This window comes from Bartonella tamiae Th239, from assembly GCF_000278275.1.
GTDB classification, from domain to species: domain Bacteria; phylum Pseudomonadota; class Alphaproteobacteria; order Rhizobiales; family Rhizobiaceae; genus Bartonella; species Bartonella tamiae.
The window spans coordinates 1,805,178-1,825,568 of sequence record NZ_JH725147.1; the positions used below are offsets into that span (position 1 = coordinate 1,805,178).

General features: G+C 41.5%; 15 protein-coding genes and 1 other RNA gene. All 16 read right to left on the reverse strand.

Annotated elements, in window-relative coordinates:
- Positions 1 to 110: 110 nt before the first annotated feature.
- The 16 genes from ftsZ to rnpB all read right to left on the reverse strand — a co-directional run bounded on the left by ftsZ (position 111) and on the right by rnpB (position 20,364).
- On the reverse strand, positions 111 to 1,976 hold the full coding sequence (gene ftsZ, locus ME5_RS08155) for a cell division protein FtsZ (protein WP_008040134.1): 1,866 nt from the start codon (positions 1,974 to 1,976) through the stop codon (positions 111 to 113).
- A gap of 75 nt (positions 1,977 to 2,051) precedes the next feature.
- Positions 2,052 to 3,350, reverse strand: coding sequence for a cell division protein FtsA (gene ftsA / locus ME5_RS08160; protein WP_008040135.1), 1,299 nt, complete (start codon positions 3,348 to 3,350; stop codon positions 2,052 to 2,054).
- The gene (locus tag ME5_RS08165) at positions 3,347 to 4,255 is read right to left on the reverse strand and encodes a cell division protein FtsQ/DivIB (protein WP_008040136.1); all 909 of its coding nucleotides are present in this window, start codon (positions 4,253 to 4,255) and stop codon (positions 3,347 to 3,349) included. Before ME5_RS08165 ends, ftsA begins: the two co-directional genes overlap by 4 nt.
- Entirely contained in the window at positions 4,243 to 5,166 is a 924-nt protein-coding gene (locus ME5_RS08170) for a D-alanine--D-alanine ligase (RefSeq protein ID WP_008040137.1), read from the reverse strand. Before ME5_RS08170 ends, ME5_RS08165 begins: the two co-directional genes overlap by 13 nt.
- A 419-nt stretch (positions 5,167 to 5,585) precedes the next feature.
- Positions 5,586 to 6,560, reverse strand: coding sequence for a UDP-N-acetylmuramate dehydrogenase (gene murB / locus ME5_RS08175; RefSeq protein WP_008040138.1), 975 nt, complete (start codon positions 6,558 to 6,560; stop codon positions 5,586 to 5,588).
- Between the two features lie 158 nt (positions 6,561 to 6,718).
- Positions 6,719 to 8,119: a UDP-N-acetylmuramate--L-alanine ligase gene (gene murC, locus ME5_RS08180; RefSeq protein ID WP_008040139.1), complete on the reverse strand. Its 1,401-nt coding sequence runs from the start codon at positions 8,117 to 8,119 to the stop codon at positions 6,719 to 6,721.
- The gene (murG, locus tag ME5_RS08185) at positions 8,116 to 9,240 is read right to left on the reverse strand and encodes an undecaprenyldiphospho-muramoylpentapeptide beta-N-acetylglucosaminyltransferase (RefSeq protein WP_008040140.1); all 1,125 of its coding nucleotides are present in this window, start codon (positions 9,238 to 9,240) and stop codon (positions 8,116 to 8,118) included. Before murG ends, murC begins: the two co-directional genes overlap by 4 nt.
- A 1-nt stretch (position 9,241) precedes the next feature.
- Entirely contained in the window at positions 9,242 to 10,387 is a 1,146-nt protein-coding gene (locus ME5_RS08190; protein WP_008040141.1) for an FtsW/RodA/SpoVE family cell cycle protein, read from the reverse strand.
- A gap of 263 nt (positions 10,388 to 10,650) precedes the next feature.
- Positions 10,651 to 12,189 carry a UDP-N-acetylmuramoyl-L-alanine--D-glutamate ligase gene (gene murD / locus ME5_RS08195; protein WP_008040142.1) on the reverse strand — a complete coding sequence of 513 codons (1,539 nt, stop codon included), beginning with the start codon at positions 12,187 to 12,189 and terminating at the stop codon, positions 10,651 to 10,653.
- Between the two features lie 2 nt (positions 12,190 to 12,191).
- The gene (gene mraY / locus ME5_RS08200) at positions 12,192 to 13,262 is read right to left on the reverse strand and encodes a phospho-N-acetylmuramoyl-pentapeptide-transferase (RefSeq protein ID WP_035000139.1); all 1,071 of its coding nucleotides are present in this window, start codon (positions 13,260 to 13,262) and stop codon (positions 12,192 to 12,194) included.
- The gene (locus ME5_RS08205) at positions 13,259 to 14,704 is read right to left on the reverse strand and encodes a UDP-N-acetylmuramoylalanyl-D-glutamyl-2,6-diaminopimelate--D-alanyl-D-alanine ligase (RefSeq protein WP_008040144.1); all 1,446 of its coding nucleotides are present in this window, start codon (positions 14,702 to 14,704) and stop codon (positions 13,259 to 13,261) included. Before ME5_RS08205 ends, mraY begins: the two co-directional genes overlap by 4 nt.
- A complete protein-coding gene (locus ME5_RS08210; RefSeq protein ID WP_008040146.1) occupies positions 14,701 to 16,275 on the reverse strand; it encodes a UDP-N-acetylmuramoyl-L-alanyl-D-glutamate--2,6-diaminopimelate ligase in 1,575 nt (524 codons plus the stop codon). The genes ME5_RS08205 and ME5_RS08210 overlap by 4 nt, the downstream gene beginning before the upstream one ends.
- A 16-nt stretch (positions 16,276 to 16,291) precedes the next feature.
- Positions 16,292 to 18,040 carry a peptidoglycan D,D-transpeptidase FtsI family protein gene (locus ME5_RS08215; RefSeq protein ID WP_008040151.1) on the reverse strand — a complete coding sequence of 583 codons (1,749 nt, stop codon included), beginning with the start codon at positions 18,038 to 18,040 and terminating at the stop codon, positions 16,292 to 16,294.
- A complete protein-coding gene (gene ftsL / locus ME5_RS08220; RefSeq protein WP_008040152.1) occupies positions 18,037 to 18,444 on the reverse strand; it encodes a cell division protein FtsL in 408 nt (135 codons plus the stop codon). Before ftsL ends, ME5_RS08215 begins: the two co-directional genes overlap by 4 nt.
- Positions 18,441 to 19,481, reverse strand: a complete 1,041-nt coding sequence (rsmH, locus tag ME5_RS08225; protein WP_425338810.1) for a 16S rRNA (cytosine(1402)-N(4))-methyltransferase RsmH — start codon at positions 19,479 to 19,481, stop codon at positions 18,441 to 18,443. The genes ftsL and rsmH overlap by 4 nt, the downstream gene beginning before the upstream one ends.
- A 488-nt stretch (positions 19,482 to 19,969) precedes the next feature.
- Positions 19,970 to 20,364: RNase P RNA component class A (gene rnpB, locus ME5_RS10215), an RNA gene on the reverse strand.
- Positions 20,365 to 20,391 lie beyond the last annotated feature (27 nt).

The following is a 20,391-nucleotide window of genomic DNA, read 5'->3' on the forward strand; positions in this document are numbered from 1 at the left end:
AACATAAAAAAACCGCTGTCGAAACAGCGGTTAAATAAGGAATAAGGGCTTTTTTAGAAGAAGAGATAATTAAATCTCCTCTTTTAATATAGTGGTTTCATCTCAAGATTTTAATGAGATTGACGACGCAAAAAGGCTGGAATTTCCAATTGATCCTCTTCACTCATATTTGAACGTTGTTGCTGCTGTTGTGGCTGAGGGCGTACTTGATTATCAGCATTGCGACGTGGTGCATAAACATTTGCATCAGGAGAAATTGCACGGCGATTTTCCATTTGTGGCATAGAAGGACGGCGTGGCGATGGATTTGAAGCGGGTTCTAAACGCGCCGTAGGTTCTGCTTCATCACGATGCATTAAACTTTGTGTAAGTTTTTGCCACAAACTACGCGGTCCTGGTTGTGGTGTGCTGCGTTCATGTGAAGCTGCCATTTGTTCACGACCAACAGAAGGAAAATCACTCAATTCAGGCATCCGCGCTGGTGCAGAACGCTGAACTTGACGAGGAGAAGAATTTTCCTGTGATACATCAAATGCATTATCAACCATTTCATTTTGAGCAGGTTCTTCTAAAACACGCGCAGTTGCTTCCATTGATACTTGCTGTGTCATATGTTGCTGTGGCACAGCTTGACCACCCATTCGCGGAGCTCCAAATGCCTGCGCTTGACCACCGGCGTGATGTGAGTTTGCATGAGAATGGGCGCCACTATTATTGTGCATTTGTGCATAAGCACCAGCAGGAGCTTGTGCATGCGAACGCTGTTGTGCATGCCCCACTTGAGATGTTGGTGATTTGAAAATTTGGCTTTTAGGTCTGAAAGGCTCATTAACAGGTTGATTGATTTCAACCTCAAGCGCTTCCATAACCTCAACCATAGATTCATGGCGGCTTTCTGATTTAGGTGCTGAAGCAGCAACAGGCTTAGAAGCGGTTGCAGCTTCTTGTTTACGTATTGGTGCCGACATACGTTGAGCGGCAAAATCACCCGGCTGGATACCATCCGCTGCGACACGGTCAATACCTGTAGCAACGACAGAGACACGAACAACCCCTTCCAAAGATTCATCATCAATGGCACCAAAGATAACATTGGCATCTGAATCAACTTCTTCACGGATACGATTGGCCGCTTCATCAACCTCAAACAAGGTAAGATCGCGACCACCTGTGATAGAAATTAACAGTCCGCGTGCGCCGCGCATAGATGTTTCATCCAAAAGTGGGTTTGCAATTGCAGCTTCAGCAGCAGCAAGGGCGCGCCCTTCACCTGATGCTTCACCAGTTCCCATCATTGCACGGCCCATTTCATGCATCACAGAGCGGACATCTGCAAAGTCAAGATTAATCAAACCTTCTTTGATCATCAAATCTGTGATTGAAGCAACACCAGAATAAAGCACCTGATCTGCCATCATAAACGCATCAGCAAAAGTCGTTTTTTCATTCGCGATACGGAAAAGATTTTGATTAGGAATAACAATTAATGTATCGACAGATTTTTGCAGTTCTTCAATTCCAGCTTCTGCCGTTTTCATACGACGCGCCCCTTCAAAATGAAAAGGCTTGGTTACGACGCCAACGGTAAGAATACCTTTTTCACGAGCAGCACGCGCAACAACAGGTGCCGCACCTGTACCCGTACCACCACCCATGCCGCAAGTGATAAACACCATATGCGAATTTCCAAGATAATCTTTGATTTCGTCCAAGCACTCTTCGGCAGCCGCTTGTCCGACCTCAGGCAAGGCACCAGCACCCAAACCTTCCGTAACAGCAGCACCTAATTGAATAACGCGATCTGCCTTAGACATTGTTAAAGCTTGTGCGTCAGTGTTTGCCACAACAAAATCAACGCCGCGCATACCAGCATTAATCATATTATTCACAGCATTACCGCCGCCACCGCCTACACCGAAAACGGAAATACGAGGTTTTAATTCGGTAATATCTGGCTGATGCAGATTGATTGTCATTGTATATTCCTTCTCAATTAGAAAACCGCAAAGCCCAAAGCGGTATTATTTTTATTAAACGAAACGCTTCTTTACTCAAAAATTTTCACGCAGCCATTGGCCAACACGTTGAAAACGTCCTGTTCCTGTCTTCAATTGACGAGAAACCTGAACCGTCTTCTCTTCAAAACCAGCCATTTGTGGATAAATCATTAATCCAACAACAGCTGAAAACGCAGCACCCTTTGCCAAATTTGGCAAACCCGAAACACCCAATGGTCGTCCTATACGCACATTACGGCCTAGAATTTTTCGTGCAGTTTCAGCAAGCCCAATCAACTGACAGCCTCCCCCTGTCAAAACCACTCGTCTTCCGATAATATGACCAAAGCCTGAGCGATTTAAACGATCTCTTACCATTTCAAGTGTCTCTTCTACCCGCGCACGAATAATGCGCGTTAAGACAGCTCTTGGATATTGGACATCTTGCTGTTCACCCGCAATTTGAGGCACATTAATCATGTAACGATCATCAGCACCTTCCAAAAGTGCTAATCCATGCATCACTTTCAAACGTTCTGCAGCTTCAACGGGCATAGAAAAGCCCCGTGCAATATCAAGCGTGACGTGATGTCCACCAATGGCGATTGCATCAGCGTGAACAAATTGACCTTCAAAAAAAACTGAAAATGTTGTGGTTCCACCGCCAATATCAATACACGCCGCACCCAAGCGCGCTTCATCTTCAACCAAGACAGAAAGACCACTTGCATATGGTGTTGCTACCATTGCCTCAACACTCAAATGAGCACGATTAATGCAAGCCTCCAAATTGCGTAAAGCCACATTATCTGCAGTCATAACATGAACATCGACACCCAATTGGTCGCCAATCATACCCAAAGGATCGGCAATGCCTTTTTCCTCATCCAATGAATAAGAAAGAGGTACAGAATGCACAATGTGGCGATCAAGTGCGAATGCCTTTTGTGAAGCATCCGCAAGAACTGCACGTACATCACGAGCAAAAACTTCGCCGCCACTAACTTTGCTTTCACCTTGCAAAACAACACTTTGAAAACGAGCTGAGGAAAAATTCACAATCAAGGAATCAACAACAAGTCCAGCCATTTTTTCTGCGGCATCAACCGCCAAACGAACGGATTGTTCCGCAGCTGCCATATCCATAACGACGCCAGATTTAATACCGCGAGACTGTTGAACACCAAAACCCAATATTTCAATATGATGCGTGCGGCCATATAAATATTGCATTTGTTCAAGCGGACGAAGGCGCGCAATCACGCATGAAACCTTGCTCGAACCCATATCAAGCACAGTTAGCAAACGCGTTTTACGCGATACACCGCCATATCCTGCACCTAATATATTCATGCTTGTCCTGCCTTCCGCGCCTTTAGAAGACGCTCCTCTTCTTTTACAATTTTATTACGGCGCTCCAGAGCCTCATCTGACAGTGCAACAACAATGCGATCAGGCAAACGCAAATCAACGCTCACCACATCGCGTGTAAAAAGACCTTGCGATTTTTCTATCTTCACCGCATCACTTAAGCGTTTTTGCGCATCAAACTCAGGCAGTTTAATGCGCACCCCATTATCAAGAAGAACATCCCAACGACGATCCCCCACACGAACATAGGCTCTGACATGACTTTTTAAACTTGGGAAGGTGGCTACATCAGGCACAAAACTGGCTGCATTCACCCCAGCACCAACACCAACAACCAAAGGTAAATCTTTTTCAAGTCCAGAGCGAAATGGCACAATCACACGTCCATCACGATCAATTACATCAAGATTATCCCCATGCTGCCAAATGGCATAAGGTTCACGTTCAATCAGTGCAATTCGTACAGTATTAGGATAAATTTTTTGTACATCAACCGATCGAACCCAAGGCAATTCCGCCAATGTTTGACGCGCAATCGCAGCATCAAACCCGATCGTTGAAGTTTCACCATCAAGACCAAGAGCCAAAAGAACATCAAGATCAGACACATGATGATTACCCACAATGTCAATCTTTTCAACAGCAAAACCAAACGTCGATGCAACAGCCTTTACGGCATCCTTTTGATACCCCCCGGCTATAACCCCATATAATGCACTTGCACTTATAAAAATAGCAAAGGCAAAGGTTCCAATATGGCGAGGTGGCTGAACATCAGCAAACAAAACACAAAAGACAGAACGACGCAAACGACGATAAAAACGCCCAAAAAATGACGTCGCAGTCGTTAAAGCATGACTATCTCTTTGATCGTTCAACGCATACACGACGCGTCCTCCACCATCCATTGAACCAGTTTTTCAAAAGAATAACCGGAATTACGAGCAATATCAGGCACTAAAGAAGTCGATGTCATGCCTGGTTGTGTATTAATCTCCAACCAAACCAATACACCCTTTTCTTCATCAAAACGAAAATCAGAGCGACTAACACCACGGCATCCAATAGCCTGATGGGCAATTAAAGACATTCTTTGCACATTTTGGTAAACAATTGGTGAAAGTTTTGCTGGACATATGTGAGAAGACCCACCTGGTTGATATTTTGATTGAAAATCATAAAACTGAAATCCACCATCAGGTACAATTTCACAAACATCCATTACTTCATCACCAAGAACAGCACACGTTAATTCACGTCCAGCAATATATTTTTCTACCAGAACCTCATCGCCATACTTCCAATCGCTACCGCGAATCTCTTGAGGAGGATGAGAGTGATCATCACGAACAATAACAACACCAAAACTTGATCCCTCAGCCACAGGCTTTATCACATAAGGTGGCTCAATAGGATGATCCAGCCCAATATCAAAACGATTCATAACACGTGAATGTGCAACAGAAACACCGCTTTTTTCTGCAATAATTTTTGCTCGCCCCTTATCCATTGCCAAAGCTGAGGCCATAACACCAGAATGCGTATAGGGAATTTGTAAAAATTCAAGCACACCTTGAATTTTACCATCCTCACCAAAAGGGCCATGCAAAGCATTAAAAACAACATCAGGCTGCAAATGCGATAAAACCCCAGCAACATCACGCCCAACATCAATTTGATGAACACGATATCCCAAAGTTTCAAGTGCATGGGCACATTCTGCTCCAGATGAGAGGCTCACAGAGCGCTCTGACGAAAAACCGCCCATCAATACAGCAACATGTTGTTTTGCAACCATGATTTTCCCCTATTGAACACAACATATAGTCCCTCACAATTCAACCCACACTATTGGTAGATCAAGCTCCAAATCATCGTTACGAATCAATGGACTAGCGTTATACGCAATGAATCAGAACCGCTCTTTCATGGCAAGAGCTGCAATTGCCAAATGACTGATCTTAAAGGGCAATAGTGATTCATCCCTTTGAAATGACTCATAGTTTTTTTTTGCATTTTTTTGAGAAAAAATAAAAAAAAGAGGATAACAGACGCTTCACTCTTAACTCATGGAATTTTTTATCAATGATTGTGAATAAATTTTACAAATATATTCTTAAAACCTATTTAAAAATCAGTTCTGTCGTGAATTTTTTTGATCTTCACCTTTGTTTCCATAGGCATTTCAAAAAAATTAAAACTTAATGATGCGTAAAATCAAGTTGAAGAAAAAGGTTTAACGATTTTACCGTTTGCAAAATCACCAATTCTTTGAATTTCCCAATGTAAAAGAATACCACTTTTAACATAAACACGTTCACGAACTGTTTCGCCCAAAAGTTCCAAATCGTAAGCTGTCGCATCGCCATTATTAATCATAAAATTGCAATGCATTTTACTTATTTCAGCACCACCAATTCTCAAACCGCGACAGCCTGCATCATCAATCACTTTCCAAGCCGACGTACCTTCAGGATTACGAAAGGTTGAGCCGCCCGTTTTTTCGCGTATTGGCTGAACCTCTTCACGATGGTGAACAACATCTGCCATAGCTTGACGAATAGATTCTTTTTCACCTTTTTCACCTTCAAGCAGTGCACCAATCAAAATATAATCATGCGGAAGTTGCGAATGCCGATAAGAATACTGCATATCTTCTAAAGAAAGTGTATGATGATTGCCTTCACGATCAAGTGCATAAACCTCTACCACACGATCTGCTGTTTCCACACCATTGGCGCCTGCATTCATTTTTAAAGCCCCCCCAAGACCACCGGGAATTCCCTGATAAAAATGAAAGCCTGCAATTTCTGCTTCTAGTGCGCTATTGCTCAAACGCTTATCAGGTGTCGCAGCACCTGCACGTAACTGTGTTGTGGAGATCTGTTCAATCTGGCCAAACCCTTTAGCAGAAAGACGAATAGTCACACCACAAATCCCGCCATCACGCACAAGTAAATTTGAACCAATACCAACAAGCGTTATTGGGACGTCTTTGGGTAAAGCTCGCAAAAAAAGCACCAAATCCGCTTCATCCGCTGGCTGATAAAGAAGTTCTGCCACCCCACCTGTGCGAAACCAAGTGACTTTACTCATATCAACGTGTGGCGTTAATTTGCCACGAAGAGAAGCCACAATGTCTCCCAAACGATTTAACAAAGCATTCCCGTTTATTTTGGGTGTATCATTCACGTTTCATACTACCATTTTATCATTATTCATTATACCATATACACAAAACATGATTCATCTTTTTCTAAACAGCGTTTTTTATCTCATATAATTTTTTGACCATGTTCACGATAAAAAGTTTAGAAAACATCCTCGTTCTAAAAAGTGGATTAAATTATTTAAAGTGATTTGAGCTCTTCAGGAAGTGCATAAGCCCATTGTGTGATATTTCCTGCTCCTAAAAAAATAACATAGTCGCCAGAATGCGCTACTTTTGCAATGAGCTGAGCAATCTCTTCTGAAGTATTTAACAAATGTGCATCACGATGACCTGCCGTTTTTATCCGTTCCACAAGCTCGGCCGAATTAACTCCTTCAATCGGCTCTTCTCCAGCGGCATAAACAGGCGCAATAAAGAGAGTATCCGCATCGTTAAAACATGCGGCAAATTCATCAAAAAAATCATGAAGACGTGAATAACGATGCGGTTGAGCAATCGCAATAACGCGCCCATCAACACTGTCTCTTGCAGCTTTTAACACGGCACGTATTTCAACGGGATGATGACCATAATCATCAAAAATTTCAACACCATTCCAACTGCCCGTATGGGTAAAACGGCGTTTTACGCCACCAAAATTTGCCAAACCTTTGATAATTGCTTCATCACTTATTCCAAGTTCATGAGCAAGCGCAATAGCAGCCGTTGCATTTGATACATTATGACGACCTGGCATAGGCAAAACAAGATCTTTCAATTCAACCATTTTGTTGTTTTTACGCGAGCGGATTGTCACATCAAAATGTGAATTTGACCCTACCATATGATGATTTGAAAAACGCACATCTGCCTGCGGATTAGCGCCATATGTAATGACACGGCGATCATCAATACGCGCAACCAACGCTTGAACTTCAGGATGATCGACACATAAAACGCCAAAACCATAAAAGGGTACACTCGAAACAAATTGGTAAAAAGCATCACGCACAGCATCAAAACTACCATAGTGATCAAGATGTTCAGGATCAATATTTGTGACAACTGCAATATCAGCAGGCAGTTTTAAAAACGTACCATCGCTTTCATCCGCTTCAACCACCATCCAATCGCCCTCGCCCATACGGGCATTAGTGCCATAAGAATTGATGATACCACCATTTATAACCGTTGGGTCGAGATCTCCTGCATCCAATAAACTTGCAACCAAAGATGTCGTAGTTGTTTTGCCATGCGTCCCCCCAATGGCAATAGCATGACGAAAACGCATAATTTCTGCAAGCATTTCAGCGCGCGCAACAATGGGAAGATGGCGCTCTTTTGCAGCCAGATATTCAACATTGGTTTTTCTTATAGCGCTTGAGACAACAACCACTTCTGCCTCTCCCAGATTATCGCCATTATGCCCAATAAAAACTTTAATTCCTTTTGCACGCAAACGCTCTATATTTGCGTTATCAGCCTGATCGGAACCTTGCACTTTATAACCAAAATTACAAAGCATTTCAGCAATACCACTCATACCAATACCGCCGATTCCTATAAAATGGATAAGACCAATACTCAGCGGCATTTTCATGCAGTTTCTCCTTTTTGACACGCTTCAATCTTTTCCCCTTTTATGATCGCTTCAGCAAGATTAGCAAGTTTTTTTGTTGCATCGAGCACACCAACCGTATGAGCAGCTTGTGCTTGCGTCATCAAAAGTTCCGAATTATGACAAATGACTTTCAATAAATCCGCAAGTTCTTGTGCATCAAGATTTTTTTCCTCAATCACTTTGACTCCACCCGTTTGTGCCAATCGGGCTGCATTCATGGCTTGATCATGATCCAAAGCATAAGGATAAGGTACCAAAAGAGCAGGTCTTCCAATGCCGGCGATTTCTGAAACAGTTGAAGCACCAGATCGGGCGATAATAAATTGCGCATTGGCCATTTTTTGTGCCATATCATCAAAAAAAGGAGCAATTTCAGCTTCAATCCCAAGTGCTTTGTAAGCAGATTTTAGCGCAGGCGCATCACCACGGGATTGATGCACAATGCGCAGTCTTTTAAGAATATCTTTGTCCACCAATTCCATAGCTTGCGGCACAATCTGGCTAAAAAAAGAAGCACCTTGGCTTCCGCCAAAGATCAAAAGATGAAAAGGTTCTTGAGCACGAGAAGGTTTATAAGGCTGTTTTGCAACTTCAATAACCGCGCTTCTTAGTGGATTGCCAGTCATATATATTTTTTCAGCAAATGGGCCTTCTTTTGCCAAAAAACCGCCTGCAATAGCATTTGCTTTTGCAGCAAGCGCATGATTTGCACGCCCCATAACTGCATTTTGTTCATGAATAAATGTCAAAATACCACGTGACTGTGCCGCATAAAGAGGGGGAAGCGTTGGATAACCACCAAAACCACCAACAAGAACAGGTTTGAATTGACGAAATAGCTTACGCGAATATCTGACCCCACGCACCAATTGCCATAAGGTTTTTATCAAAGCAATTGGATTCTTACCTGTAATTGTAGCAGAAGGAACAATATGAATATGATCATCATCAAAAAAGCGCACAAACTGTTTGGCGCGCATATCAGTTGCAAGATGGACATCATAACCACGTTGGCATAATTCTTCTCCCAATGCCTCGGCTGGAAAAAGATGCCCCCCTGTGCCACCTGCAACCAAAAAAATCGTTTGTTTTTTACTCATTTTATACCGCCGGCACGAATGTGGGAAGCGAAGCTGATAGACGCGCTTCAGGCCGACGACGCGTTAAGCTTAAAAGAATTCCCATTGATATAGCAATGGCAACCATAGAAGAACCACCGTAAGAAATAAAAGGCAAGGTCATACCTTTAGGAGGCATGAGATGCAAATTCACTGCCATATTAATCATGGATTGACATCCAAATAACATAGCAATACCAGCAATGGAAAAACGAGTAAACATATCGCGCTCTTTCATTGCAATAGAAAGCGAACGAATAACGATAAATGAAAAAAGTGCAAGTATAAGCAAACATAATATAATGCCATATTCTTCTGCGGCAACAGATAATACAAAGTCAGTGTGGCTATCTGGCACTATCCGTTTTACTGTACCCTCGCCAGGTCCTTGACCAAACCAGCCACCATTTAAAATGGCTTCACGACCAACATCCACCTGAAATGTATCCCCCTCACCTGTTAAAAAACCAATAACACGTTCACGCACGTGATGAACAAACATATAAGCACCAAAACCACCAACAAATGCCAAACCAATGAAGAAAAAAATCACAATAAGAGGGACACCAGCCAAGAAAAACAAACCACCCCATGTCGCACTGATGAGCATGGTTTGTCCAATATCAGGTTGTAGAACCAATAAAGATGCGCTCACAGCATAAATGATTATAGCAAGTAAATAACCATAAATACCTTGACTTTTGGTTTGTTGTGCAAAAATCCAAGCTGAAACAACAATGAAAGCAGGTTTCATAAATTCAGAAGCTTGCACAGAAATTCCCAACAGTGAAATCCAGCGTTTTGAGCCTTTTACTTCTGCACCAAACAAAAGTGTAGCAACAAGAAGCGCAATGGTCGCAATGAATAATAATAGACAAAATCGGCGAATATTACGCGGTGAAAAAAAAGAAATGATAATCATAGTAAAAAGGGCAGGAATACTAAAAATAATATGCCATCGCACGAAATAAAAACTATCTGCTATGCCAATTTTTGATGCAACCGTAGGACTTGCAGCAAAGGATAACATAATGCCAATTCCCATAAGCATCAAACAAGCGGCAAGAATTGAACGATCAATTGTCCACCACCAATTTGCAATCGGCCCACGATCTGCGCGAGAAACCATAAGGAACCCTTTCTTTAAATTTTTACATTGTGATGCAGTAAAACCACTAATGATAAGGGTTATACGATCTTATTTTTTATTCAGACTTAAAATCAACTGCACCATCAGCGTTCGGTAGTCAGAATATACTCTAAAAGGATTCCAGTTGGTTAACAGCATTTAAATTTTTTTATAAAATTATGACAATTAAGCACTGACACGACCCTATAAAAATATTTGTCTGTTTTTTGCTTTATGAAAACGACATTTATGATTGAGAAAGCTTAAAGCTCATTGACAAGAGTTATAAAAGCATCACCCCGTGCGCCATAATTTTTAAATTGATCATAACTTGCACTTGCTGGCGAAAGCAAAACAACCCCCTCGCCATTTTCTCCAAAAAGCCCTTGCGTACTATCAAAAGCGGCATCTTTAGCAGCTTCATGGACCGCTTTTTCCAGTGTTTTGCTTTTAGAAACCGCAAAGGCATCACCAATAGTTTTGGCAAAATCATCGGCAGCATCACCAATAAGATAGGCCTTTTTAATTTTTGGAAAAAAGTCTTTAAGAGCAGAAATCCCCCCCTCTTTAGCAACGCCTCCAATAATCCAATAAATATGTTCAAATGTGGCTAATGCAGGGGCAGAAGCTTCAGCATTGGTGGCTTTACTATCATTAACAAATAAAACCGATCCGATTTTTCGCACCTGTTGCATACGGTGAGGCAATCCTTGATAGGATGAAAAAGCCGCATCAATATTATCAAGTTTAAGATTTAAAATATCCAAACATGCAAGCCCCATCATGGCGTTTTGCGCATTATGGCTTCCACGCAATGAAATTACATTTTTTAAAGACACTCTTTTTTTCGCTATATGATTATTAACCTCATTCAATTCATAGAGAGTCAAATGGTCCAAAAAATATCCACGCTCAAAATTAACGATCTTTTTTTGCTCTGAATAAGGTTTTTTTGAAATGGGATAAATTTTATGGTTTTTCGACTTCAGCGCATCATAAATTGCCCGCGTTTCTTTCTCTTCAATACCGATTAAAGCATAATGAGCCTTTGCAATGAGCCTTTTCTTTATTGCATTATAATGCGCAAATGAGCCATGCCGATCAATATGGTCGGGGGATAAATTTAACAATATTCCTATTGTTGGATTAAGAGAGGGCGCTAAATCTATTTGGAAAGAAGAACATTCAACCACATAAATACGATTTTTTTTAAAAGGCTCAAGCGCTAATATTGCCGTACCAATATTGCCACCCATCTGTACATCTTGACCAGCAATTTTTAAAAGATGATCTATGAAAGCGGTGGTCGTCGATTTTCCATTTGTGCCAGTAATAGCAATAAACGGTATATCACGCTCTTTCAAACTATGTTTTTTTAAATAATAAGTTCGCTCGCGCACAAAAAGTTCAATATCACCAATAATATCAACTTGTGCTTTTTGTGCCAATGTAACAACCCAATGTGGTGTAGGATGTGTTAAAGGAACACCGGGAGCTAAAATGAGGACATCTATATGTGTCCAATCTAATTCACGCAAATTTTGAAAAATTAAACAGCCATGATTTTCGTTAAAATATTGATCTGCTGCATTTTCTATAAAATTTAATGACGCTTTATCATTTTGTGTATCAATAATGCTATTTTGAAGCTGTTCTTTTGCGAAACGACGTACTTCTTCCTTATCATCCCAAGCAAACACATCTGCGCCACCGCAAATTAACGCTTGTAGTGTCGCAATTCCCGAACCACCAAGCCCAAAAAGTGCAACTCTTTTATTTTTAAAACTCTCAAGAACAATCATAACTATCTCAATTTGAGCGTTGAAAGACCGATCAAGGCAAGCACAATAGCTATAATCCAAAAACGGATCACCACTTGACTTTCTGTCCATCCTTTTTTTTCAAAATGATGATGGATAGGTGCCATGAGAAAAACCCTTTTTTTTGTCATTTTATACCATCCAACTTGGATAATGACAGAAAGGGCTTCCATAACAAAAAGTCCCCCAATAATCGCTAAAACTATTTCATGCTTGGTAGCGACAGCAACACCACCCAACATACCACCCAAGGCTAATGAGCCTGTATCCCCCATAAAAATGGCAGCAGGAGGGGCATTAAACCATAAAAACCCAAGACCCGCACCAACGACTGCCCCCAAAAGCACTGTCAATTCACCTGTACCAGCAACATAGTGAATTTGAAGATACTCAGCAAAATTTATATTACCTGATAAATACGCAATAAGCCCAAATGACGCTGCTGCAACCATAACAGGAACGATAGCCAAACCATCCAAACCGTCAGTGAAATTGACCGCATTACCAGCACCAACAATCACAAAAGCAGCAAAAGGAATGAAAAACCAGCCAAGATTGATAAGATATTCTTTAACAAAAGGCAGTGCTAAACCTGTTGACTCTGTTTGCATCACAACAATCGCAGCAATGGCTGCAATCAAAAATTCAATACCAAGCCGTGCTTTTCCTGAAAAACCTTTATCACTTTGTTTGGTGACTTTAAGATAATCATCATAAAAGCCAATCACACCAAAAGCGAGCATAACACCTAAAACAACCCAAAAATAAACATTTCCAAGATTACACCATAAGAGTGATGAGACAACAGTTCCTGTTAAAATCATCAAACCACCCATTGTCGGTGTGCCTGCTTTTTTAAAATGTGTTTGCGGACCATCCGCGCGTATAGGCTGCCCTTTGCCCTGACGTACTTTCAATGAAGCAATAATAATTGGGCCAAATAAAAAAACAATAAGACCTGATGTCAACATCGCAGCAACAGTACGAAATGTAATATAGCGAAAAACCCCAACACCCGGCAAAATATCCGTCAAGGACGAAAGATACATCATCATGTCTGAACAGCTTTCTTCAAATCATCTGGATGCTGCTTATAACGCTCAAGAAGCGCGGCGACAATACGTGAGGCGCCAATACTATTGGAAGATTTCACCATAATAATATCGTCTTTTAAAAGATCGTTCACAAGCGGCTCAATACAATCATTCGCATTGTGTTTGTATGTAGTTTGAATTTTTTTTGATAAAACCTGTGCCAAAGCTTCCATTTCATGCCCAATAAGATAAATCGGATTGACCTCTGCTGCCTCAATCGGTTCTAAAAGCTCCAAATGCAATTTATGGCTATGTGCACCAAGCTCTAACATATCACCTAAAACTGCGATATGTCTGCCACGCTCAGTTTTTGGTGTCGCCTTAAGCAATTCAAGAGCTGCACGCATGGAAGCTGGATTGGCATTATAACTTTCATCAATAAGCGTAAAATACCCCCCTTTGGGTAACATTAAACGATAACGCGCACCACGGCCATTTTCAGCTTTAAAATCGGCAAGCGCCATGAAAATTTTCGCTAAATTTGCTCCCACATTGTCGCAAGCACCAATCACAGCTAAGCAATTTTGAACAATATGGCGCCCAGGTGCACCAACTTTTACCATAGCTTCTTCACCACGGATAAGAATTTTCATCACAGAAGAATCACTCATCATATGGAGTTTTTCCAATCGATAATCTGCAAATGCCGCTTCACCAAAACACCATATGGTTTGAACACCTTGCAAAAGCGCTTTATCACGCAAATAAGAAAAAAAAGCATCATCGGCATTTAAAAACACAATGCCGTTATCATTCATACCTTCAAAGATTTCCGCCTTAGCATCCGCGATATCTTCTAAAGATGAAAAAAAACCTAAATGAACAGCCGCAATCTGTGTAACAATTGCTACATCAGGTCGTACAAGCTTCACCAAAGGACGAATTTCATTGGCATGATTCATACCAATTTCAAAAACACCATAATCAGTCTCTTTTGGCATCCTTGCAAGCGTTAACGGAACACCCCAATGATTGTTAAAAGATAAAGGATTAGCATGCACTTTACCCACGGTTGCTAAACTTTGACGCAAGAGTTCCTTTGTTGTCGTTTTACCAACAGAACCAGTGATGGCGATAATTTTTGCTTTTGAGCGCAAACGCGCTGCTTTTGCCAAATTTTGCAAACCTTGCAAAACATCGTCCACGGCAATCATAGGCGTTGCCAAATGATAAAGTGATTTTGTACGATTTTTATGAACTATCAAAACAGAGGCACCATTTTCAATTGCTTTTTGCGCAAAATCATGACCGTCAAACTGATCACCTTTAATGCAAAAGAAAATATCGCCCTTTTGAGCAGTGCGGCTATCAATCGAAATTCCGTGAAATTCTTCACTAAGCTTTCCCGTCACCTCACCCTTTAAAGCATCGGCGAGTTCAGAGCTTGTCCATAAAGCGCTCATCTATTTTGCCTTTCAAGAGCAGCTATAATTTCTTGTTGATCAGAAAAGGGCAATGTCTCATGACCAATTATTTGTCCTTTTTCATGACCTTTGCCAGCGACAAGCAGTGTATCGCCTGCCTTTAATTGGGAAATTGCATAAGAAATCGCCACAGCTCTATCACCAATTTCAACACCATTTTTCATTGCTGCCATAATTTCATGACGAATGAGAGAGGCCTCTTCTGTTCTTGGATTATCATCTGTGACAATAGCAAAATCACTATATTTTTCAGCAATAGCACCCATAAGTGGGCGCTTTCCTTTATCTCTGTCTCCACCACAACCAAACAAAACAATCACTCTGCCTGTTGTAAAAGGTCGCACAGATTGAAGCACTTGTTGTAATGCTTCTGGCTTATGGGCATAATCTACATAAATGGACGCATGATCTTTTGTTTCACCAACCAACTCCAAACGACCAGGCGCACCTTTTAAGCGTTCAAGAGCGCGAAAGACGGCAGCTGCAGGCACCCCCGTTGCAAGTGTAAGACCCGCAGCGACAAGGGCATTTGCAACTTGAAAATACCCCCCAAGAGGAAGCTTGATGTCATAAAGTTGCTCGTCAAAAATAAGGTCAATCATTTGGAAACAGCGCTCTGTCTCCACCCGTATTACTTTAATATAATCGCCGTTTTTTCCGACTGTTAAAACTTTCCGTTTGGCTTTTTGCACATGAGAAATCGCTGCTTGTGAATGCGCATCATCGGCATAAATAATGGCTGGTGCATCTATCGGCAAAACATGATCAAAAAGACGCATTTTAGCATTAAAATATTCTTCTACCGTCTCATGATAATCCATATGATCGCGCGAAAGATTGGTAAAAGCACCAGCACTAAGGTGAATACCATCAAGCCGCGATTGATCAAGCCCATGAGAAGAAGCTTCAAGGATGGCATGCGTCACTCCTTCATGCGCTAAATCTGCTAAAGTTTTTTGTAATAAAACAGGATCTGGAGTTGTGAGCGAACCATAATTAATATGTGTCGGCGTCACGACACCTATTGTGCCAATACTGGCGGCCGGAAAGCCTGATTCTTTCCAAATTTGCTGGGTAAACGATGCTACAGACGTTTTGCCACTTGTCCCTGTAACAGCAACTACGACCTCTGGCTGTTTGCCATAAAAGCGTGCTGCTGCCATTGCCAATTCATGACGGGCATTTTTGACATAAATGATTGGTACGTTTTTAGAGTATGACTGTATCTTTTCTAATGGATGTAACATTTGTGGTTTTTGATTGTTGTTATCGACATTAAAAGAGTCCTTAGAAAAGGGATCATCTAACAAAAACAAAGAGTCAGTTTTTGTGTTTTTTTCTGCGTTCATGTGATGATCCGTTAAAACGACAACCGCCCCACGCGCAATCGCATCTTGAATATAGGCGCCCCCATCCCCTTTATTTCCTTGCAAGGCAAAAAATGCATATCCTGGCAAAACACATCTTGAATCGGCAGTTATTCCTGTCACATTAAGAGCAGATATAAACATGTTGTCGGCCGTTATTGGTATTAATCGATCAAGCCTCATGCGCATTTGCCTTTCATTATGGGCGAAGTGCCGTTTCGGGTAGCCCCTGATCTGCTTTGACAGTTAAAACAGGCGCATACTCTTCTTGAAAATCAGGTTGCACACCCAAAAGTGTTGCTGAACGACGAATAATATTAGCAACCATTGGTGCCGCATTAAGACCTGCTGTTGCTGAATATTTTCCTTCTTCAGGTTTGGGTTCATCTATTATCGTTAAGACGACATATTGTGGTTTTTCAATTGGAAAAGAGGCTAAAAAAGCATTAAATCTTTTATCCTTTGAATATTTGCCATTTTCAACTTTTTCAGCCGTTCCTGTCTTTCCTCCAACCCGAAAACCTTCAACCTTAGCACGTCTTCCTGATCCACGATCACTGTTTAATTTATAAAGATAGCGTAAATCACGACTGGTTTCAGGGGACACAACTTGTTTAAAATGTCCTTCAGTTTGCTCTACACTGCGTTTGAGAAATGTTGGTTCAATCAGTTTTCCGCCATTCATCAACGCGCTTGTGCCCACTGCTGTTTGCAAAGGAGTGGTCATCATTCCATGGCCAAAAGCAATGGTCATGGAATTGACCGTTTTCCATTGACGCGGCTCCACAGGACGGGCAACTTCAGGCAATTCTGTCGTCATACGGTCAAGAAGGCCAAGACGTTTAAGAAATTCACGATGCCCGTCTATACCAATTGTCAACGCTTCTTTTGCTGAACCAATATTAGAAGAATAAATGAATACTTCCCAAGTTGTTAATGGGCGATATTTACCATGAAAATCACGAATAAAGTGCCCTCTGCCAGCTGGTAAAGGTTTTGAAGCATCGATAATACTGTTTAATTTAAACTGACCTGAATCAAGTGCCATGGCCGTTGTGAACGTTTTAATGGTTGAACCCATTTCATACGTCCCCGCCGTCATACGATTCAAACGGTCTTTTTGTAGAGCATTAACTGGATTATTAGGATCAAAATCAGGCAAAGAAACCATGGCCAAAACTTCACCCGTATGAATATTCATAATAACTGCACCTGCGGCAATTGCACGATAACGCAGCATCGCATCTTCAAGCTCTTCTCGCATGATTGCCTGAACACGCACATCAATCGACAAAGTTACAGGTTCCAACGATCTTTCATCAACCAATCCAACAGCACGTAAATCGCTTAAACCAGCATTATCAATATATTTTTCCATGCCAGCTGTACCTTGATTGTCAACATTGACCATTCCAAGAATATGCGATGCTGTTGGTCCACCGGGATAAAAGCGCCGTGTTTCCGTGCGAAAACCAACACCGGGGATACCAAGTGCCATAATATGTTCTTTTTGGGCGGGTGTCAGACCACGTTTTATCCATGCAAAACCTGATTTACTTTTTAATCGACGATAAGTGGTTGGCCAATCCAAATCAGGCAAAACAGACGATATCATTTCAAGTGTTTCATTCACATCAATGATACGGCGCGGCTCAGCAAAAAGCGAATATGTTTTAATATCTGTCGCCAATAAACGCCCATTGCGGTCAAGTATATCAGGACGAGCTGCTGAATTTTGTGCCGAGGGGCCACGCGCTTCTTCAATCTCGCCACCTTCCATTCCATAATGAACAAGACGCGCTCCAATAACACCATAAACTCCAAAAAAACATAAAATAAGAACAATAAGGCGATGACGGACACGCCGAGATCGAGCATCAGCCTTTTTAAGAGAAGCATATTTGTCATTGACATCTTTTTTTTTCGATAAAAAAGAAAACCACATCATGGTTGTATACTCCCCGTCAAGAGATCATCTAAAATGATACCGTCATTACGGGCTAAAAGTTCATTTTTTTCTTCAAGCTCATTGTCTTTAATGAGATTTTCAATCTGATCAGGCAAACGTTCTGGTATATCTTCAAACCGAACAATCTGGCGCGCAGTGGTAATATCAAGATGGAGTTGATCTTCATAACGTTTTGCCAAAATTTGCATACGTGAAGGCTCGATCATCATAGCCCATTCAGCTTCAAGCAATTGAATTGTATTTCTTTCAGCAACAATTTGGCGCTCAATACGGCGTACTTCACCAATGCGTTTTTGGGCATCAAACTTCACTTTATACGTCAATGCTGCCGCACAAATCATCAATGTCACCAATACAATATCAAATGTCCGAAAAACTGTCATTTTCTTTCACCATAAAAGCGTGATTGAGTATCATCAAAAGCCGTTTTGAAAGTGTCAATATTTACAAAATTTGCCAGCCCAAAAAGCGTCATATCATTATCAAAAGCAGGCATAGCCGTTCGTACCCCAACACGCAAACGCGCTGATCGCGCCCGTGCGTTCTCATCGATCTCTTTTTCATCAGCTTGTATTGCCCCTTTAAACAAAGGGACAAAACTTGGTTCTCTTTTCGTCACTTCTGGCATATGGCGTGATAATTTTTGAACCCCAGAACGATTGGAAAAAAACTGTTTAACCATTCTATCTTCCAGTGAATGAAAAGTAACAACACCCAAACGTCCCCCTGCAACCAAAGCGCGTTCAGCTGCAAACAAAGCTTTTGCCAATTGTCCCAATTCATCATTAACATAAATACGCAAAGCTTGAAAAACACGAGTCGCTGGGTGAATGCGTTCACCCGGCTTGCGTCCAACCAGCGCTTCTATAGCATTTGCCAAATCCTGCGTTGTCAAAAACGGACGTTTATTGCGTCGCCGCTCTATCATACCAGAAATACGCCCTGCCTGACGCTCTTCGCCCAAAATACCAAAAATACGTGTAAGGTCTGTGCGTTTCATCGTGTTCACAATATCTGCTGCACTGACGCCTTTTTGTGCCATACGCATATCCAATGGACCATCTTTTTGAAACGAAAATCCTCTTTCAGGCGTATCTATCTGCATGGATGAAACACCAATATCCAAGATAATGCCGTCTACTTTTTTGCACACAACGTCATCAAGGTGTGAAAATTCAGTTTCAACCAAACGCAAACGCGGAGCATAATGCTGTACAAGCTTTGCCCCATCACAAATAGCGTTTGGATCACGATCAAGAGCAATAACATTGGCACCTTTTTCTAAAAAAGCACGCGTATAGCCACCAGCACCGAAAGTTCCATCAATGATGGTTGCTCCTTCCAGTGGCGCAAGACTTTCGACGACCTGACGTAAAAGAACAGGTACATGCGGAAGATGATTTTTATCCAAATCACTCAAAATATTTGTCTTTTTCTTGTCTTTACTCATCTTTAAAAGAAATGCTTCACTCGCAGCTTTTCGTCGTTTTCTTCATGGTAAGCGTTTATCATGTTTCTTTGAACATACGCTCAACCATTGACAAAAAACTTCATTCTCTTTTATGCCATTCTATGCTTAACGAAGTGTTAGGATTAAAAGAAAAATTCAAAAAAGCATATTATTGAGCGATATTTTAAGTTCATACGGAACTTTCTTCCTTCATTTGTAGTTGCAAAATGCAAATATCATAAAGGGTATTTTAAAACATGAATGGATGAAGGGTGTTATTTTTAAAAAATTATGAACCAAAGGAAAAAGAAAAACCAAAAACATCTTTTTCATCAGCGTTTAAATCAATACTGACACAAACGAAGTGGTGTTTTATATTATAGATATAAACGGATAAGGCTATAAAACCTTATTAACAAGAAATATAGAGTTTTTTGAGCGTTTTGAAGAGAAATAAAAATGTCAGTCGGTCTGTAAGCCGGGTTCTGTATGGCGGCGTGTCTTATAACCACGCCGCGTGGCAACCATTCATCTGGGACGGATGTTACCATCCGCCTCGTGCAACCTACCCGAATGACAGACCTGGAAACAGGCTGCAAGAAAACTTGCATGTCATTCCTATTCGGTCTTGCTCCCGGTGGGGTTTACCTTGCCATAATCATTACTGATTAAGCGGTGGGCTCTTACTCCACCCTTTCACCCTTACCCGTAAAACAGGCGGTTTGCTTTCTGTGGCACTTTCCCTAGGGTCACCCCCGCCGGACGTTATCCGGCACCGTTTTTCCGTGGAGCCCGGACTTTCCTCACCTGCCGCTTTTCAGCATTGTACAGGCGCGGCTGCCCGACCGACTGACGTGCCGCTTATAACGTAATTTTGCAC

Coding starts and splice junctions, on each gene's coding strand:
- ftsZ (WP_008040134.1), bottom strand. CDS start 1,976: ATGACAATCAATCTGCATCAGCCAGATATTACCGAATTAAAACCTCGT.
- ftsA (WP_008040135.1), bottom strand. CDS start 3,350: ATGAATATATTAGGTGCAGGATATGGCGGTGTATCGCGTAAAACGCGT.
- ME5_RS08170 (WP_008040137.1), bottom strand. CDS start 5,166: ATGGTTGCAAAACAACATGTTGCTGTATTGATGGGCGGTTTTTCGTCA.
- murC (WP_008040139.1), bottom strand. CDS start 8,119: ATGAAAATGCCGCTGAGTATTGGTCTTATCCATTTTATAGGAATCGGC.
- murG (WP_008040140.1), bottom strand. CDS start 9,240: ATGAGTAAAAAACAAACGATTTTTTTGGTTGCAGGTGGCACAGGGGGG.
- ME5_RS08190 (WP_008040141.1), bottom strand. CDS start 10,387: ATGGTTTCTCGCGCAGATCGTGGGCCGATTGCAAATTGGTGGTGGACA.
- murD (WP_008040142.1), bottom strand. CDS start 12,189: ATGATTGTTCTTGAGAGTTTTAAAAATAAAAGAGTTGCACTTTTTGGG.
- mraY (WP_035000139.1), bottom strand. CDS start 13,262: ATGATGATGTATCTTTCGTCCTTGACGGATATTTTGCCGGGTGTTGGG.
- ME5_RS08205 (WP_008040144.1), bottom strand. CDS start 14,704: ATGAGCGCTTTATGGACAAGCTCTGAACTCGCCGATGCTTTAAAGGGT.
- ME5_RS08210 (WP_008040146.1), bottom strand. CDS start 16,275: ATGAGGCTTGATCGATTAATACCAATAACGGCCGACAACATGTTTATA.
- ME5_RS08215 (WP_008040151.1), bottom strand. CDS start 18,040: ATGATGTGGTTTTCTTTTTTATCGAAAAAAAAAGATGTCAATGACAAA.
- ftsL (WP_008040152.1), bottom strand. CDS start 18,444: ATGACAGTTTTTCGGACATTTGATATTGTATTGGTGACATTGATGATT.